The organism is Pedobacter sp. UBA5917 (genome assembly GCF_002432345.1).
GTDB lineage: Bacteria > Bacteroidota > Bacteroidia > Sphingobacteriales > Sphingobacteriaceae > Pedobacter.
On the sequence record NZ_DJDT01000100.1, the window covers coordinates 1 to 18,825 of the forward strand.

Annotated in this window: 10 protein-coding genes; 9 read left to right on the plus strand and 1 reads right to left on the minus strand. The window is 42.1% G+C overall.

The genetic code is table 11. The annotated features are described in order from the left end of the window. Positions 1-117 precede the first annotated feature (117 nt). Positions 118-1,191 carry a phosphatidylinositol-specific phospholipase C1-like protein gene (locus tag B2V92_RS06170; protein WP_293305833.1) on the plus strand — a complete coding sequence of 358 codons (1,074 nt, stop codon included), beginning with the start codon at positions 118-120 and terminating at the stop codon, positions 1,189-1,191. A 641-nt stretch (positions 1,192-1,832) separates the two neighbouring features. On the opposite strand, the gene B2V92_RS06175 is transcribed toward B2V92_RS06170, so the two are convergent. Next, on the minus strand, positions 1,833-2,732 hold the full coding sequence (locus B2V92_RS06175) for an AraC family transcriptional regulator (RefSeq protein ID WP_293305835.1): 900 nt from the start codon (positions 2,730-2,732) through the stop codon (positions 1,833-1,835). Positions 2,733-3,109: 377 nt separating this feature from the next. Here B2V92_RS06175 and B2V92_RS06180 point away from each other — a divergent pair, with 377 nt between their 5' ends. The 8 genes from B2V92_RS06180 to B2V92_RS06215 all read left to right on the plus strand — a co-directional run bounded on the left by B2V92_RS06180 (position 3,110) and on the right by B2V92_RS06215 (position 18,465). Then, a complete protein-coding gene (locus B2V92_RS06180; RefSeq protein ID WP_293305837.1) occupies positions 3,110-6,409 on the plus strand; it encodes a SusC/RagA family TonB-linked outer membrane protein in 3,300 nt (1,099 codons plus the stop codon). Between the two features lie 23 nt (positions 6,410-6,432). Beyond that, complete coding sequence (locus B2V92_RS06185; RefSeq protein ID WP_293305839.1) at positions 6,433-8,364, plus strand: RagB/SusD family nutrient uptake outer membrane protein; 1,932 nt, start codon at positions 6,433-6,435, stop codon at positions 8,362-8,364. A 36-nt stretch (positions 8,365-8,400) separates the two neighbouring features. Beyond that, positions 8,401-9,627 (plus strand): DUF4959 domain-containing protein, encoded by a 1,227-nt coding sequence (locus B2V92_RS06190; RefSeq protein WP_293305841.1) that lies wholly within the window; start codon positions 8,401-8,403, stop codon positions 9,625-9,627. A gap of 25 nt (positions 9,628-9,652) precedes the next feature. After that, on the plus strand, positions 9,653-10,864 hold the full coding sequence (locus B2V92_RS06195) for a DUF4998 domain-containing protein (RefSeq protein WP_293305843.1): 1,212 nt from the start codon (positions 9,653-9,655) through the stop codon (positions 10,862-10,864). 79 nt (positions 10,865-10,943) lie between these two features. Continuing rightward, on the plus strand, positions 10,944-13,274 hold the full coding sequence (locus B2V92_RS06200) for a glycoside hydrolase family 95 protein (RefSeq protein ID WP_293305845.1): 2,331 nt from the start codon (positions 10,944-10,946) through the stop codon (positions 13,272-13,274). Between the two features lie 38 nt (positions 13,275-13,312). Further along, positions 13,313-14,338 carry an aldose epimerase family protein gene (locus B2V92_RS06205; protein ID WP_293305847.1) on the plus strand — a complete coding sequence of 342 codons (1,026 nt, stop codon included), beginning with the start codon at positions 13,313-13,315 and terminating at the stop codon, positions 14,336-14,338. Beyond that, the gene (locus B2V92_RS06210) at positions 14,335-16,254 is read left to right on the plus strand and encodes a glycoside hydrolase family 97 protein (RefSeq protein ID WP_293305849.1); all 1,920 of its coding nucleotides are present in this window, start codon (positions 14,335-14,337) and stop codon (positions 16,252-16,254) included. The genes B2V92_RS06205 and B2V92_RS06210 overlap by 4 nt, the downstream gene beginning before the upstream one ends. Positions 16,255-16,287: 33 nt before the next feature. Continuing rightward, the gene (locus B2V92_RS06215; protein WP_293305851.1) at positions 16,288-18,465 is read left to right on the plus strand and encodes an alpha-galactosidase; all 2,178 of its coding nucleotides are present in this window, start codon (positions 16,288-16,290) and stop codon (positions 18,463-18,465) included. Positions 18,466-18,825 lie beyond the last annotated feature (360 nt).

Here is an 18,825-nt window from a genome sequence, read left to right on the forward strand (position 1 = left end):
GTTACCTTTCAGTGCGAAACCAGTTACACAACCGTTCAGGAGGATTTTCCCGATCCCACAGGCAACGCTTGATGTAACCAAATCGATTAAACAGAACCAGGGATATTAACCCATAATATGAAAAGTATTTTTTGCTCCAGTTTACTGCTTACGGTATTCCTTTTGATAAAAGGAGGTGACGACGATCTGCCGATCAACAAAATTCAGGTGATCGGTTCCCACAATAGTTTTAAACAGGCTATTGAACCAGCTTTATTTAAAATTTTCCAACAAAAAGATTCCGTATCTGCCAGTAAACTGGATTATGAACATCCCGCTTATCCTGCCCAACTTGATTTAGGTTTACGAAACCTGGAGATAGATGTTTATGCCGATGCCAAAGGTGGGCGTTATAGCCATCCGAAAGGTTTGGAATGGGCAAAAGGCCAGAAAGCTTACGATGTAGAAGGCAAAATGAATGCACCAGGTTTTAAGATCCTACATATACCCGACCTTGATTTTCGGAGCAATGCCGCTACATTAAAAGAGGTATTGCTCCAGCTCAGGGCATGGTCTGAACAACATCCCGATCATACTCCTGTATTTATTACACTCGAGGCAAAAGACGATACAATTAAAAAGGAAGGTTTTACGCCGCCCGAAAAATTTGAACAGGCCACTTTTAACGAACTGGATAAAACCATTATCGATGGTTTAGAGAAAAAACATTTAATTGTTCCCGATCAGGTGAGAGGGAAATATCAAACACTTGAAGAAGCCGTATTAAAAGGCAATTGGCCAACCTTAAAATCGGCCAGGGGCAAATTTATTTTTGTACTCGATGCACAGGGTGCAAAACGATCATTATATATCAAAGATCACCCCAGTTTAAAAGGCCGTGTGCTGTTTGCAAATGCCGATCCCGGGAACCCGGAAGCAGCAATCATGTTCAGAAATGATGCAAAAGATCCCGGTATTCCAGCTTTGGTTAAGCAGGGATACATCATCCGTACCCGTGCCGATATTGATACGAAACAAGCCCGAACCAACGACCGGTCTTACTTCGAAGCCGCATGTAAATCAGGTGCGCAGGTTATCACTACCGATTATTATCAGAAAAGCACCCACTTTAAGAGCGATTATTCGGTAAATTTTGAAGGTGGAGGGTATTTTAGGAGAAATCCGTTGTTTTCAGCTACATCGTCATTTTAGCATCTACTAATGCGATCGTCACCCTGAACTTGTTTCAGGGTCTTTCACGCAGAATAGATCTCTCCGCTCCACTGCGTTCCGGTCGAGATGACGGTTTTAATGGAGTTTTGGAAAGATTAGCCACGGATGCACGGATTAACACGGAATTAAATGATGGAAAATGTATGATTGCTGATGGAAAATGGAAACAAGATTCTGCGAGATCAGCGCTATCAGCGGGACCCAAAATGCAAAAAGTTACCAGAATTGTCGTCATTTCGAGCGCAGTCGAGAACCTGCAGGCTCTGCGAAGCAAAATCTATCTCGAGGTAGATCTCTCCCTACCCGAAGCAGGCGGGCATTCCGCTTTGCTCCAGTCGAGATGACGGCCGTTTTATTAAGTTGTCATCCTGAGCGTAGTCGAAGGATCTGAGTTCTGGTCCAGATGACGGTTGTTTTATTGGAGTTTTTGGAAAGATTAGCCACGGATGCACGGATTAACACGGAATTAAATGATGTAAGATGGGGCTAAAATTCTTCGCTTGTCAGCATTTTTCCTGCAATATAGACCCTGAAATAAATTCAGGGTGACGGCGCTCAACTAACTTTGCGTCCTTTGCGCATTCTTTCTCTGCGCACTTTGCGGTTAAAGGTTAAAAAAGTTACCGCTTATGCAACTTCTTATACCGCGATGGCGAAGTACCCGTAATGAGTTTAAACAACCTCGAAAAGTAATATTGATCAGAAAAACCCAGCTCCGCGCAGATTTCTTTAATACTCATATCGCTAAAATATAGGTATTGACACGATTCCTGTATTTTAAGCTGGTTAAAATAATTAATGGGCGAACTGCCTGTTTTCTGTTTAAAGGATCTGAGGTAGTGTGATGCCGATAAATTCTGCTGTATGGCCAGGTCCTCAACCGTAAATTTTTCCTTCAGGTTTTTCTTCATATAAAGAATCGATTTACTGATGGAGTTACTATTGTACACATCAGGATTTACCTCTTTATAATAAATAAACGACGACATAAAATTCAGCAGTTTGATATTGATAATCTCCATGTCCTTTTCATCAACACTCTGCTCCAGTAAAGTATAAATCAGGTTAAACTGTTTAATACGGCTTTCTACAAAAGGTACTTCCTGCACCTGTGTTAAGTTGCCCTCAGCAAAACGGTTAAATATGCTTTCTGCAATGTCGCCACTAAAATGCGCCCAAAAAATACTCCATGGACTGGTTTCGTGACTCTGATACCTGTGACTTACATTTTTTGGGATAATGTAATACGAGTTTGGGCTTAACAACAGTTTTTTGCCCAGAATATTGATGTAACCAAAACCTTCAGTACAGTAGATGAAAATATAGTCCTTACTGCCCGATTTCCTTTCGATATCGTGGTTGGCTGCCTTAGGATAATGGCCGATTGCGGTTAAGTAAAAAGTTTTAACAATAGGGTTGTTAACGATCCTCTTCCTGATGTTGGGCGGAAGTACAATACGTTTCTGGCCGATAAAACCCTCTTTGATTTTTTTTCTTGGCTCAATGATTTTTTGCTCCATTAAATTTTAAGAAGAATGGGATATACTTGGATTTGGTTAGCATTAACTATAAACGTATTGATAACGGATTTATGGCTAAAGCGTAACAATATAGGTATTTATGATTTAAAACTGAATTGATTTTATACAAAAATTGATATTTTTTTTATCAGTACAAAATTTCTGGTCAATGATCGTATTGTCCATCTTTTTTTTGGGTTTATCCATTTTATAAGGAAGTGATCTATCCTAAGTTTACCAAACCAAATATAACTGATATGATTATACCCCTACAAAATTCCCAAACTGCACAAAGTTTTACCGTATCCACCAGGCATAACTAAAATGAACTGCGCGAATACACAAAACAATATCTAAAATCCCTAACCAAATAATTTATGAAGTCATTTTTTACTAATTCGGACATTAGGTGGCTCTGCCGGAAACATGTTTTTCTAAATGTGTTAAAATGCATCCCGTTTTTGTTCTTTGTTTTGATGGGTCTGCAGGTAACTGCGCAGACTAAAACAACTGTTACCGGTACCGTAAGAGACACTACAGGCGTGGCTTTACCCGGTGTAACCATAACCGTTGAAAACAGTAAAGCCGGTACACAGACCGATAACAACGGTAAGTTTGTAATCGATGTGGCCAAAGGCGGTGCACTCCGTGTAGCCCTGGTAGGTTATACCGCAAAGCGGATCGTGGTAACCGAAAGCACTGTATATAATGTAGTGTTAAAAGAATCGGTTGTACAAATGGCCGATGAGGTGGTAATTACCGCAATGGGCCAGAAACAGCGGAAAGAAGCCGTTGTGGGTTCGGTAACCACCATTAAGCCGGGCGATTTAAAAATACCAGCAAGTAACCTTACCGCGGCACTCGCGGGGCAGGCCGCCGGTATTATTGCCTACCAGCGCAGCGGCCAGCCTGGGCAGGATAATGCCTCTTTCTTTATCCGTGGGGTAACCACATTCGGTTATAAACAGGATCCATTGATTTTGATCGATAACGTGGAGTTAACACCCAACGATCTTGCCCGTTTACAAACCGACGATATTGCCAGTTTCTCTATCTTAAAAGATGCCAGTGCCACAGCACTTTATGGTGCACGTGGTGCAAACGGTGTAATTTTGGTAAGTACAAAAGAAGGTAGGGAGGGTAAGGCCAAAATCAATTTCCGTTCCGAATATTCTTTATCGCAATCTACACAAACCCTCAATCTGGTAGATCCGATCCAGTATATGGAATTGTATAACGAGGCTTCGTTAACACGTAACCCAACTTTGCCATTGCCTTTTAACCAAACCAAAATAGACAATACCCGTGCTACAATGAATAACAGTCCGGGTAGCAATCAATATGTATACCCTGCGGTTGACTGGATTGATATGTTATTTAAAAAGAATGCCACCACCCAGCGTAACAACTTAAGTATCAGTGGTGGTGGAGGTGTAGCCAAGTATTACGTTTCCGGTTCGTACAACATTGATAACGGGATCTTAAAAACAGATATCCGCAATAATAACGAGAACAACGTAAACTTTAAAAACTACCAGTTACGTTCAAACGTTAATATCAACCTGAGCAAAACAACGGAGCTGATTGTAAGGCTCTCGGGTACTTTTAGCGATTATAACGGGCCAATTACCCTTGATGGTTCTTTCGCGTCCGATTTATATGCCATTGCTTCTCACGCCAGTCCGGTGCTGTTCCCTGCCTATTACCCTGCCGATGCGGCAAATGCAGGTGCAAACCATATTTTGTTCGGTAACGTGGGCGGTCCTGATGGCACCAAGAACAACAGTATCCTTTATCCGAACGGAAACCCTTATGCGCAGCTTTTAAAAGGGCATAAAAGTTCTTCCGAATCGCGCATGTCGGCACAGTTGGAGCTTAACCAGGATTTTAAATTCATTACCGAAGGCTTAAAACTAAGAACCGTATTTAATACCAACAGGTATTCTTATTTCGATTCGCAGCTGGCATACTCGCCTTATTTTTACAGTGCCGATAGCTATGATAAAGTATCGAATACTTATGCATTAACGTGGTTAAATCCTAAAAACAACGTAAGCAATAACGTGCCTACCGAATACCTGGTATACAACAGGAGCGAGCCTAACGCCAACTCTTTTTTCTATTTCCAGGGTGCTTTGGATTATAACCGTAAATTCGGAAACCATACCGTAAGTTCAACCATTATTGGTACAATACAGCAAACTTTGTACTCAAGTGCAAAAGATCCGCGTACCAATACCACTACATTGCCATATTCGTTGCCTTTCCGTAACATGGGGGTGGCAGGCCGTGCTACCTATTCATTTAAAGACAGGTATTTTGTAGAGTTTAACTTCGGTTTAAACGGATCTGAACGTTTCTCTGCAGAACACCGTTACGGGTTTTTCCCTACTATCGGCGGTGCATGGGTACCATCAAACGAAGCTTTCTGGCCTAAAAATGATATTATTAGCCGCCTAAAAGTACGCTTTAGTCATGGTTTGGTAGGTAACGATGCCATTGGTTCGCAGCGCTTTTTCTACCTTTCGGATGTTAACCTTAACGGTGGAAACTTTGCACAGTTTGGTATTAACAACGGTAACCAGCTAAACGGTGTATCCATCAGGAGTTATGCCAACTCCAATATCACTTGGGAAACATCCAGACAGACCAATCTGGCTGCGGAATTTACCTTGTTGAAAAATTTGAACGTTATTGCAGAGATCTATAAAAACCACCGTTACGATATCCTTCGTAAACGTAATATCCCTTCAACCGAAGGTTTCGAAACGGATGTATTAACCAACCTTGGTGAAGTAGATTCGAAAGGATTGGATTTATCTGTGGATTATAAGCAGACATTTAACAATGGACTTTGGGGCGCTGTGCGTGGTAACTTTACTTATTCTACCAACAAATACGGTTATATCGAAGAACCAAACTATCCTGAAACCTGGAGACATTTTATCGGTCAGCCGATCAGTAGGGGTTATGGTTACATCGCCGAACGTTTGTTTGTGGATGATGCCGAGGTGAAAAACTCACCAACACAACAGTTTAATACCAGTGATGTTTATGGCAACGTAATTACGGGTGCTGTGCCAAGAGGAGGAGATATTAAATACCGCGATTTAAACGGCGATGGAAGGATCGATGATCTTGATATGGCATTTATGGGTTATCCTACCACCCCCGAAATTGTATACGGTTTTGGTTTCTCAACCGGTTATAAAGGTTTCGATCTTTCTGCATTCTTCCAGGGCCAGGCCAGGGTATCCTTTTTCATCGATCCCAAAACAACAAGTCCGTTTTTGGAGCGTAACGTAGCTTATGTAGAAGGTAGGGCACAGGTACTACAGTCATATGCAGATAGCCACTGGTCTGAAGAGAACCAGAACCTGTATGCTACTTATCCACGTTTGGGTACCAGTTCGGCCGTAGTGGCCAATAACCTTCAATCGAGTTCGTGGTGGTTAAGGGATGGAAGTTTTATCAGGTTAAAATCGGTTGAGATCGGTTATACCCTTCCAAAAAATCTACTAAAAACTTTAAGGCTTTCTAACTGCCGTGTTTACCTGAACGGTTTAAACCTGGTTACCTGGAGCAAATTTAAAATGTGGGATCCCGAACTGGGCGGCAATGGATTTGCTTATCCGATCCAGAAGGTATTCAATTTTGGGTTAAATGTGGGGTTATAATGCTAACAGAAAAAATAAAAGATATGAAATTCTATTATAAAGTGATCTGCCTGGTTGTGCTTTCTATCGCTGGCACATCATGTAAAAAATATCTGGATGTTGTTCCCAATAACGTTGGTACGCTTGATTATGCCTTTTCGAACAGGAACGAGGCAGAAAACTACCTTTTCGGTTGTTACAACGCCTTTCAGAGCTTGAACCGCGAGGTGGTAAACAATGTAGGCTTTGTTACCTCGTCCGAAATTATCTATCCAAACCTTGATGATAATCCTTTCAATAAAATTACAGGTCCGGGTTTTAAGCTCATTAGGGGTGGAGTACAGAATGTATCAAGCCCGGTAATCGATCATTGGACAGGTAATAACGGCGGACAGAATATCTATGTTGCGCTGAGAAGGTGTAACATTATGCTCGAAAACATCAATAAACCTTACGACCTTAAAGATGATGAAAAGAAGAGATGGATTGCCGAAATCAAATTTTTAAAGGCTTATTACCATTACTACCTCATCAGGCTGTACGGACCGATTGTATTGATCAAAGAAAACCGTCCTATTGATGGCCCTATTGAAAATACAAAGGTTAAACGCGCTACTGTTGATGAGTCTTTCGCTTATGTAGATCAATTGCTTAACGAAGCTGTTGTTGATCTGCCATCGGTTGTGGTAAATCCACTTTTAGAGTATGGCCGTGCCACCAGATCGATGGGACTTGCTTTAAAAGCAGAAGCATTAACCACTGCAGCAAGCCCATTGTTTAACGGCAACCCCGATTTTGCAAGTTTTAAAGATAAAGACGGTAAAAACCTGTTTTCTACTGCTGTTGATCCGCAAAAATGGAGCCTGGCCGCAAAAGCCTGTAAAGCTGCCATTGATGAGTTTGAAAAGCAGGGCGGAGCATTGTACAACCTGGTACCGACCAATAAAGTAGAAAATGTTTCGGATAAATTGAAACGCGTGCTTACCATACAGATGGTAATTGGCGAAAAACGCGATCAGAACCCGGAGTTGATCTGGGGATCACAGTATGGTTTTGATTATCAGGGCTATGTATTTCCTAAATTAACCTCCGATGCCGTTGCTTTTGGTAACGAGCAGCCTTCTAACTGGTCGGTTCCACTTTCAACCACCGAGCTGTTCTACACTAAAAACGGTGTGCCTATCAACGAGGATAACACTGGTGCATTTGATTATGCCAACCGTAATACCACTCAATTTGGTGATGCCGATAATCAATCCTATATCAAATTGGGTTACGAAACCGCAAAGGCAAACTTTAACCGCGAGCCAAGGTTTTATGCCGATTTAGGTTTCGATGGCGGTATCTGGTTCGGAAACGATAAACGTAACGAAAGCGATGCCTTTTATGTACAGGCGAGAGGGCCATTTGCCATAGCCGGCCCAAAAAGTCAGTTTGCCACCAACATAACTGGCTATTGGCCTAAAAAACTGGTGCCTTACCTGTCGATAATGAACAATGGTATCCAGTTCGAAACATTTTATATACCGGTGGTGCGCCTTGGCGGTCTGTATTTACTTTACGCAGAAGCATTGAATGAAGAAGGCGTTGCCCCTAAAGCCGATATATTGGCCTATGTAGATAAAGTGCGCACCAGGGCAGGTTTGCAGGGTGTTGCAACCTCTTGGCAAAACTATTCTAAAAACCCTACAAAACCAGATACCAAAGAAGGCCGACGTGAGATTATCCACCAGGAAAGAAGGATTGAACTTTGTTTCGAAGGTCAGGCCGGATGGGATTTGCGCCGCTGGAAAGAGTTGCAGGGTGTGTTAAGCAGACCATTGCAGGGCTGGAATGTGAACGAAGGTAGTGCCGTAAATTATTATCGCCCCAGAACAGTTGCCGTGCCGTTTTTCGGTGTAAAGGATTATTTCTGGCCGATTAAAAATTCTGAAGTGGTGATCAATGAGAACCTCGTACAGAATCCATTCTGGTAGACATCAATTTTGAAGATTAATATTCAATTATAGATTATGAAAAAGATTAATTACAGAAAAAACCTTGTGTTTTTGACGTTAATGGTGGCCCTGGTAACCCTATTTTTTGCTTCTTGTAAAACAGAGGAGAATAGTTTCCAGGCTGTTTCCGACGATATGACAAAACCGGGTCCGATAAACAACGCCAAAGTGGAAAACATCGATGGTGCTGCAAGGATTACCTATAGCTTGCCCAATTCGAAAAACCTTTTGTACGTTTTGGCCCGCTATTCTATTAATGATAACCGCACAAGGGAAACCAAATCGAGTTATTATACCGATACCATTATGGTTGATGGTTTTGCAAGGGAGAAGGATTATGATGTTACTTTATATGCGGTTAGCCGTGCCAATGTAATGTCTGATCCGGTTGTAGTAAAAGTGCATCCTAAAACTCCCAATTATATTGCCGTTAATACTGCATTCAACATTACGCCCGATTTTGGCGGGGCCAATTTCTTTGGTTTAAACCCGAACAGGGCGCCGCTTTCTGTACACCTTTTAGTGTACAACGATAAAACAAAATCGTTTGATGAGCAGGATCCGGAGTATGTAAGCTCCGATACAATTGATGTATCCATCCGCAACCTTAACCCGGTGCCTTACAAAGTGGGGGTATACACTAAAGACCGTTTTGGCAATACTTCCGATACCGTAATCAAAACCCTTACTCCGCTGTTCGAATCCTTATTGGATAAGAGTAAAATGACAACATATCGTTTACCAAGTGATGCGCCGATTTATCCGGGATGGGATTTCAAATACTTCTTTGATGGCAGTTTGGGCGAACCCGGCTGGCATACCTTAAGCTCGCCACGTACTTTTGGTACCATGAGCCTGGGTGTAACTGCAAAAATAAGCCGTTTTGTAATCTGGCAGAGGCCAAACGAATACTATGGTTATCAGAATACCCGCAAATTTACTTTCTGGGGTTCAACTAAAACCAATCCTGCCGATTCTCCTTTACCTACCGGATCCGCAGAAGGTACCGTTGCCGGCGACTGGATTAACCTGGGCAATTTTGTTTTCCCAAATCCACCTTCAGGTTTATCGCCTAGCCAGGCCAATGATGCCGATAAAGCATTTGTGGCCAAAGGGGTAAACTTTAAAATGCCGCGTACGGCCCAGCCGGTTAAATACCTTAGATACGAGGTTACCCAAACCTGGGGCGGTTTAGATTATGTACACGCATTGGAGATCAATCTGTACGGAAGTGTTCAGTAGTAATCAGTATATAAGAAAATAGATCATGAAAACTATAGTTAAAATTTCGCTCATCTGCTTCATATCCATTGCTTTCTTTTGCTGTAAAAAGTATGCTGATGATTATAAAGCTTTCCTGGATAACAAAGAGATTAAATATTCGGGTAAAATTGCCAAAGCAGGTTACAATACAGGTAATCTGCGGGCACAGCTGGTTTGGAACCCGAGTCCCGATCCGAGTATCACCAAATATGTAATTACCTGGAACAATGGTGCAAGTAAATTAGAGGTGCCTGCCACTTCGCACAACCCGAGTGATGTGGTAAAAGTAATTATCCCAAATCTTGATGAGTACGTATACGCCTTTTCGGTGGTATCTTATGATAGTGATGGCAATAAATCCATTGCAACCGAAATCAATAACGTAAGGGTATATGGCGCAACTTATATTTCAACTTTGCTTAATAGAAGCGTAAACACTACCGAGCCTTATACTTTCCTGGCAGATGGTACCTTACGCCTAAACTTTAATAAAAGGGATACCATGAATGTGGCTACTACCATCCGTTACACCAACAGTACGGGTGCTATTGAAGAAAGGCAGTTGTTGGCAGATGATAATGCTATTATTATCCCAAATTATAAATTGGGTACTAATATTCAATATCGCTCTTCTTACTATCCTGAAATTGGATCGATTGATGCATTTAATGCAGCACAGTTTTCTGATTTCCCGACCATTATCAAAGTTACAGAGTGCGATAAGTCGCTGTTTAAAGAATTAAGACTGCCAACTGATATTGCCTCTGAATATGGCTGGGTATTGCCACGCGTGTGGGACAATATCAAAGGTCAGGACCAGGGTTTCCATACCGGAGGATCGGGCATGCCGCAATGGTTTACTTTCGATATGGGCCAGCAGGTGCAATTGGATAATTTTAGACTTTGGCAGCGTGAAAGTGCTTTGTATAGTGTTGGTAATTTAAAAGTGTTCGAAGTTTGGGGCAGTAATAATCCAAATTCAGATGGTACTTGGGGTAGTTGGACAAAACTTCAAACCTTTACCTCTTTCAAACCGTCGGGTTTACCCAAAGGGCAAAATACCGACGCAGATAAAGCATTTGCACAGGCAGGTGAGAAATTTACTTTCCCCACCAATATCACAACATACAGGTACCTGCGCTTTAAAGTACTCGAAACCTGGGGTGGCGAAAGTTATCTCCACTTTAGCGAATTCACATTTTATAAACGTAACTAATCTAGTCTGCTACGCCAATTTTAACACCCTGTTAAGATGGCGTAGCTAAAATATCCGATCCCGATTGCCCACACAGCAAATGAAAAAACTGATTTACACCTTAATTATTTCACTTTCTGCTCTCTCAACAGCTTTTGCACAAAATAAGCCATTTAAGCTTTGGTACGATAAACCTGCAGGCCGTTGGGAAGAAACGCTTCCACTGGGCAATGGCCGTTTGGGCATGATGCCCGATGGTGGTGTAAATAACGAACAGGTAGTACTGAATGATATTACCCTTTGGTCTGGCGCACCACAGGATGCTAACAATTATGAAGCCTATAAAAACCTGCCCGAAATCAGGAAACTGATTCTCGAAGGTAAAAACGACGAGGCCCAAAACCTGGTGAACCAGAATTTTGTATGTACAGGAAAAGGATCAGGTGGGGCCAATTGGGGCTGTTTCCAAATGCTGGGCAACCTCGATATCAAATATCAGTATGAGGGAAAGGATAAAAATCCAACAACTTACAAAAGGGAACTTCAATTGAACAATTCCCTTGCCATTACCGATTTTACCATCAATAACGTACATTTTAAAAGGGAATACTTTACCAGTTTTAGTGGCGATGTGGCCATCATCAGGATTACAGCCGATAAACCCGGACAGATCAACTGTAAACTTTCGCTTAGCCGCCCGGAAAGGAGCGAGAGCCAGGTAAAAGGAAATGGGATTGAGCTTTCAGGTCAGCTGGATAACGGTATCGATGGCAAAGGTATGGAATATCTCACCTTGTTGGAGCCTGTAGTTTCCGGTGGTAAAATCAGTAAAGATGGTAAAGCATTGGAAATAACAAAAGCCAATGTATTGACCATTTACCTATCGACTAAAACCAGTTATAAAGACGAAAAATTCAGACAGAACGCAATACTTTTGCTCAACAAAGCCTTAAAACAGGATTACGCTATCGAAAAATTAAAACACCAACAAGTTTTTCAGAAGTTGTTCAACAGGTTGGATATTGATCTTGGAACAGGCGAAAATAGCGCCTTAACTACCGATAAGCGACTGGCCTTATACTATAAAAATCCCGAAGCCGATTTACAGTTACCTGCCCTGTTTTTTCAGTACGGAAGATACCTGAGTATTTCGAGCACACGTGTAGGGCTTTTGCCGCCAAACCTGCAGGGGCTTTGGGCAAACCAGATCCACACCCCATGGAACGGCGATTACCATTTGGATGTGAACGTGCAGATGAACCATTGGCCATTAGAAGTAGTCAATTTATCAGAACTGAACCTTCCTTTGGCGGATCTAGTGGGAAATATGGTACCCAACGGACAAAAAACAGCAAAAGCCTATTATAATGCCGATGGTTGGATTGCACACGTAATTACCAATATCTGGGGTTTCACTGAGCCTGGCGAAAGTGCCTCATGGGGTGTTGCCAATGCAGGTTCGGGCTGGTTATGCAATAACCTCTGGGATCATTATGCTTTTAGCAAAGACATCAATTACCTCAAAAAAATATACCCGATTATTAAAGGTTCGGCACAGTTTTACAGCAGCGTATTGGTTGCCGACCCAAAAACCGGCTGGATGATGACAGCGCCATCTGTATCGCCCGAGAACAGTTTTTACATGCCCAATGGTAAAACAGCCAATGTAACCATCGGGCCAACCATTGATAACCAGATTGTACGCGAACTCTTTACAAACGTAATCGATGCCGCTAAAACACTGAACCTGGATGTAGAACTGCAGAAATCGCTTCAGCATAAATTAAGCTTGCTTCCACCTGCCGGAAGGGTTTCGAAAGATGGCCGGATTATGGAATGGATTGAAGATTATAAAGAAACCGACCAGCAGCACCGTCATATTTCGCACTTATATGGTTTATATCCCGCTTCATTAATCACCGTAGATGCTACACCAGATCTGGCCGAAGCCTCGAAAAAAACGCTAAATGTACGTGGAGACGACGGGCCGAGCTGGTCTATTGCCTATAAACTATTGTTCTGGGCAAGGTTGCGCGATGGGAACAGGGCTTTTAAACTGTTTAGGGAGTTGTTAAAACCTACACAACGTACTGATATTAACTATGGTGCCGGTGGGGGAGTATACGATAACCTCCTTTCGGCGGGGCCACCTTTCCAGATTGATGGCAACTTTGGTGCTACTGCCGGTATCGCCGAAATGCTGATCCAGAGTCACGAAGGTTACATCAATTTACTACCTGCCATACCCGATGCCTGGAAAAAACACGGAAGTATTAAAGGTTTAAAAGCGAGGGGTAACTATACCGTTAATTTAAGCTGGAAAGATGGTATGGTAACCCATTACCAGGTTTTTTCGGCCAACGGAAGCCCGGTAAAAGTTAAAGTAAACGGGAAACTCATCAATGTGGTTTCTTCAAAAAAAACAGGTTAAGCAAAGTAATTTACCGCTCAACCTACCAAAAACAGATAATGAACATTACCAATACAAAAGAAGATAATATCATCACCGGGCTTAATGAGGCTAAACTCATTAAAATAAGCAATAAACACGGAGCGTCCATTTCGCTTAGCAATTATGGCGCTACCCTGGTGTCGGCACTTATGCCCGATAAAAATGGTCAGCTTGCCGATGTGGTGTTGGGTTTTGCTCAATTGGAAGATTATTTTGATGATCAGAATTATCTTGGGGCAACCATTGGCCGTTTTGCCAACCGCATAGCCGGGGGTAAGTTTGTGCTGGATGGTAAAACCTTTCAACTGGATACCAACGATGGATCAAACACCAACCACAGCGGTGCTTACGGTTTTAGTAATAAATTATTCAACTATCATACAGAAGACAATAAGGTGATTTTTACCTTGTACAGCGGCGAAGGGGAAGGCGGTTTTCCCGGCGATTTGCATTGCTCGGTATCTTACGAACTAACGGATAAAAACGAAATTTTAATCAATTTCAAAGCTCATTCGAACCAAAAAACCATCGTAAGTTTAACCAATCATGCCTATTTTAATTTAAGCGGCAAACAAAGTGATATTTTCGATCACCACCTATACATTCCTGCCGAAAAAATGCTGGAAATGGATAGCGAGTATCTCCCAACCGGAAAAATTGTTTCTACACTTAAAAATACTTTTAACGGGCAACAAATAGCCGAAGTAATTACCGAAAATAACAACAAAGGCCTCAATAATTATTACCTGCTCCAAAAGCCATCGCCAACAGCGCTTGTTCTGGCCGCCGAGCTTTCGCATGCCCCATCGGGACGAAGCTTAAAGGTGTTTACCGATAGTTATGGCGTGTTGTTATACACCGGCGACTTTTTGGGTACCACGGGGCTTGGTCACCAGGGTAAACCTTATGCCGCGTTTAATGGCTTATGCCTCGAGTGCCAGCATTATCCCGATGCGCCAAACCAACAGCTAGCACCCTCCGTAACCATAGAAAAAGGAGCAGTTTACCAACAGAAAATTATTTACCAGTTCGATACGATATGATGACGAGACGTTTTTTACCAATTTTTTTAATACTCTTTTTAATTGCTCAGATAACCTTTGCACAGAAAAAATATATCCTAAGCTCACCCGATGGAAACATTGGTGTAAACATTAGTACCGGCAAATCTTTGGGCTATTCGGTTAATTTAAAACAAAAGGAAATTATTGCTTTTTCACCCATCGGCATCGAAATGGATAGTGAAAACCTGGGTAGCGGCGATATTCCCGATAAAACATTAAACCAGAAAACGGCGCGCTACAATGCCTTAACCCTAAGCTTTGGCAAACGTTACGATGTGGTTTTCAGGTTGTACAACGAGGGTTTTGCTTATCGTTTTATCACTCATTTAAAAGATTCGGTAAAGGTGATTAACGAAACCGCCACCTTTAATGTACAGCCCAGTGCTGCGGCCGTATTGCAGGAAACTGATACCTACACAACCTGGGAGGGTATTTATACCAAATCGGACGCTGTAGAAGCCATCCCGGCAGGGAAAAGGGCTACCACACCGGCACTTTTTGCTTATAAAGATGGTACAAAGGTAATTGTTGCCGAATCTGATCTTTTCGATTACCCGGGCATGTATGTTAAAAAAGAAAAAGCCGGTTTTATTGGCGAATGGGCGCAACTACCTTCTTATTCACAGTTGGGCAGTTGGGGCAATTTTGTTTCTGTAGTAAAACAGCGCCATCCTTTTATTGCCAAAACAAGCGGCGAACGGAGCTACCCGTGGCGTATTGCTATTATTGCTACAGATGATAAACAATTGTTAACCAATCACCTTGTTACCGAACTGGCTACACCATCAAAAATTAAAGATACCCAATGGATAAAACCCGGCAAAGCAGCCTGGGAATGGTGGCACGATGCCCTATTGCCGGGGGCTCCGATCCCATCTGGAATGGATAACCGGAATACTGCACTGTATAACTATTATGTCGATTTTGCCGCTAAATATAAACTTGAGTATTTAATGGTTGATGCAGGTTGGTCTAACAATTACGACCTGACTAAAATCAATCCTAAAAATGATATCAAAGCGGTTATCGCTAATGCGAAATCGAAAAATGTAGGGGTGTTTTTATGGTGCGTGGCCACTACCTTACTTAAAGATCTGGATAAAAACCTCGATTTTGTACAATCTTTGGGTGCAGGAGGTTTAAAGGTAGATTTTATCGATCGCGACGATCAGGAAGCCATTAAATGGTTTGAAATCATTGCAAGGGCAGCGGCCAAAAGAAAACTGATGATCAACTTTCACGGTTGCAGTAAACCCACGGGTCTCGAAAAAACCTACCCGAATATTGTGAACTATGAAGCGGTAAGGGGTGCCGAATCCGATAAATGGGATTATACCATTAATCCCGATCTGCACCTCTTAACACCTTTTATCCGTATGCTGGCAGGTCCGTTTGATTATACGCCGGGTGCAATGCGCAACAAAACCAAAGAAACTTTTAAACCTGTTGATCCGGGATTGCCTTCAGGGCAGGGCACACGTTGCCACGAATTGGCCATGTATATCATCTATCACCAGCCATTGGCCATGTTATCCGATTCGCCAAGCGCCTATATGAAGGAAGATACCATTATGCGCTATTTATCTGCAGTGCCAACGGTTTACGACGAAGAAAAAGCACTCTCGGCAAAATTGGGCGAAGAAGTGGTAATGGCCAAAAGAAAAGGTAAAAACTGGTATGTTGGCGGTATGGGCAATTGGAATGAACATCAGGTGAGCGTCGATTTCTCTTTCCTGCCATCAGGACAGTTCCAGGCCGAAATTTACAGCGATGCGCCAAATGCCAACACCGATGCTACCGCCTATAGCTATAAAACCATTACTGTGAACCAGAAAACCGTACTGCCCCTTAATATGGCAAAGGGTGGAGGTTTTGCCATCGTTATACATCCTTAATTACAGATCGTTTATTCAGAGAACCTATATTATATGAAACTATCAGTCACTTTATTTTCGGGCCTAATGTTATGCTTGCTGGAGGTAAAATCGCAAACGGTTATACCTATTGAAACAAAACAAAATGCCATTGTTCTACAGGCAGATACCAAAACCAATGTTAAAATGGTGTATTACGGGCCAAAACTGGCTTCGCAGAGCGATTACGCCAATATTTTAAATTCCTATAAACAGGGAAGCGATTATACCGGCGTAAACGACGAGGCCTATACCACTTCGGGCACAAGGAATTTATTCGAACCCGCCATTACCGTTACCCATGCTGATGGTAATAATTCGCTCGATCTGCATTACGTAAGTCACAGTGTGAAAAAAGAATCTGATAATGTTTCCATTACCAGTATTGTATTAAAAGATCCCGTATATAACCTCGAAACTACCCTTTATTACAAAGTTTATTATAACGAAAACGTGGTAGAGCAGTGGAGCGAGATCAAAAATAACGAGAAGGGCAACGTAACCCTGCACAAGTTTGCTTCTGCCAATCTCTATTTAAGGGGAGGTTCCTTTTTCCTTACCCAGTACCATGGCGATTGGGCGAAAGAAATGCAGCCCGAAGAAAGTAAAATTACCCACGGCATAAAAACACTCGATTCGAAACTTGGTACACGTGCAAACCTCTTCCAGCCTTCTGTTTTTATGGTATCGATGAATAAACCTGCTACAGAAAACGAAGGTACCGTGCTTTATGGCACACTGGCTTATAGCGGCAACTTCCGTACCGATTTAGAACTGGATCATCTCGATAATTTAAGGATTATTTCAGGCATCAATAATTATGCATCGGCTTATACTTTAAAACCGAATGAGGTTTTTACGACACCGGCTTTCCTTACCACTTTATCGAGTACCGGTAAAGGCACAGCAAGCAGGAACCTGCAATCGTGGGCACGTAATTACCGTTTATTGGATGGTAAAGGCACAAGGTTAACTTTGCTGAACAACTGGGAAGCCACTTATTTCGATTTCGACGAAAACAAACTGTTTGGATTGATAAAAGATACCAAAAAACTTGGTGTTGATATGTTTTTGCTTGATGATGGCTGGTTTGCAAACAAATACCCACGAAACGGCGATGTTGCCGGTTTGGGCGATTGGGACGAAAACAAAAAGAAACTGCCTAACGGGATCGCCTCATTGGTAAAAGAAGCCAAAAACAACGATGTAAAATTCGGGATCTGGATTGAGCCGGAAATGGTAAACCCTAAAAGCGAACTTTACGAAAAACATCCTGATTGGGTGGTAAAAGAAGCCAAAAGGGAAGAGTTTTACTTCCGTAACCAACTGGTGCTCGATTTAACCAACTCAAAAGTACAGGATTTTGTTTTCGGTGTGGTTGATGATCTTTTTACCAAAAACCCTGAGCTGGCCTACATTAAATGGGATTGCAATGCAGTAATTTACAATGCACATTCGGCAACCCTTAAAAACCAATCACACTTTTATATCGACTATGTACGCGGATTGTACAAAGTGCTCGAGCGCATCAGAAAGAAATACCCAACTGTACCGATGATGTTATGTTCTGGCGGTGGCGGCAGGGTAGATTATGGTGCTTTACAATACTTCACCGAGTTTTGGCCAAGCGATAATACCGATCCTTTAGAGCGTATTTTTATGCAATGGGAATATTCTTATTTCTATCCGGCCATTTCGAGTTCCAACCATGTTACCGATTGGGGCAAACAACCGATCAAGTTCCGTACCGACGTAGCCATGATGGGTAAAATGGGATTCGATATTGTGGTAGGTCATTTAGCACCGAACGATTTAGCTTTTTGCCAGGATGCCATTAAAACCTATAACGAGGTTAAACCGGTAATCTGGCAGGGCGATCAGTACAGGTTATCGAACCCACGCGAAAACAGTGTAGCTTCGATGTTATACCTTACCGAAGATAAAAAAACGGGTATCGTATTCAACTATCTGGTAAACAACCGTTACGGAGAAGCGAGTAAACTGCCGATCAGGTTTAATGGTTTAGACGCTGCTAAAAAGTATAAAATCTCCGAAATCAATGTATATCCGGGTACCAAATCATCGATTGATAATACTAAAACCTATACCGGCGATTTCCTGATGAAAATTGGTTTTAACCCTGATATAAACCAAAGCAGAACCAGTGTGGTGCTTAAAATAGAAGCGCAGTAAGACCAGGTCGTCACCCTGAACTTATTTCAGGGTCTATCTAGCATGATAGATGCTGAAATAAATTCAGCATGACGATCGCGTTAGAAAAAGGAGGCTAGAATTTAAATGTCTAAATATTAATAAAATTCAGCTGGTTATTAAAAATATTCTCAGCCCTTAGTATGGTGGGTTAATACTGTACATGCGCCGTAAGAGCTGGTTACTCTTACGGTTTTTTGTTAACTGGTTTATCGGTTGGTGTCCCACCAACCGAAATAGTATTACTCTTTGTGCAATTTAAACAGCCAAGGATGCACAGAAAACATGGAGAACTCCTGCTATGTCTTAATCAAAAGGGGCGTCATCTCCTTTGGTTTATCA

What these genes read in the sequence shown, in the direction of transcription:
- B2V92_RS06170 (WP_293305833.1), top strand. Translation starts at nt 118, where the DNA reads ATGAAAAGTATTTTTTGCTCCAGTTTACTGCTTACGGTATTCCTTTTG.
- B2V92_RS06175 (WP_293305835.1), bottom strand. Translation starts at nt 2,732, where the DNA reads ATGGAGCAAAAAATCATTGAGCCAAGAAAAAAAATCAAAGAGGGTTTT.
- B2V92_RS06180 (WP_293305837.1), top strand. Translation starts at nt 3,110, where the DNA reads ATGAAGTCATTTTTTACTAATTCGGACATTAGGTGGCTCTGCCGGAAA.
- B2V92_RS06185 (WP_293305839.1), top strand. Translation starts at nt 6,433, where the DNA reads ATGAAATTCTATTATAAAGTGATCTGCCTGGTTGTGCTTTCTATCGCT.
- B2V92_RS06190 (WP_293305841.1), top strand. Translation starts at nt 8,401, where the DNA reads ATGAAAAAGATTAATTACAGAAAAAACCTTGTGTTTTTGACGTTAATG.
- B2V92_RS06195 (WP_293305843.1), top strand. Translation starts at nt 9,653, where the DNA reads ATGAAAACTATAGTTAAAATTTCGCTCATCTGCTTCATATCCATTGCT.
- B2V92_RS06200 (WP_293305845.1), top strand. Translation starts at nt 10,944, where the DNA reads ATGAAAAAACTGATTTACACCTTAATTATTTCACTTTCTGCTCTCTCA.
- B2V92_RS06205 (WP_293305847.1), top strand. Translation starts at nt 13,313, where the DNA reads ATGAACATTACCAATACAAAAGAAGATAATATCATCACCGGGCTTAAT.
- B2V92_RS06210 (WP_293305849.1), top strand. Translation starts at nt 14,335, where the DNA reads ATGATGACGAGACGTTTTTTACCAATTTTTTTAATACTCTTTTTAATT.
- B2V92_RS06215 (WP_293305851.1), top strand. Translation starts at nt 16,288, where the DNA reads ATGAAACTATCAGTCACTTTATTTTCGGGCCTAATGTTATGCTTGCTG.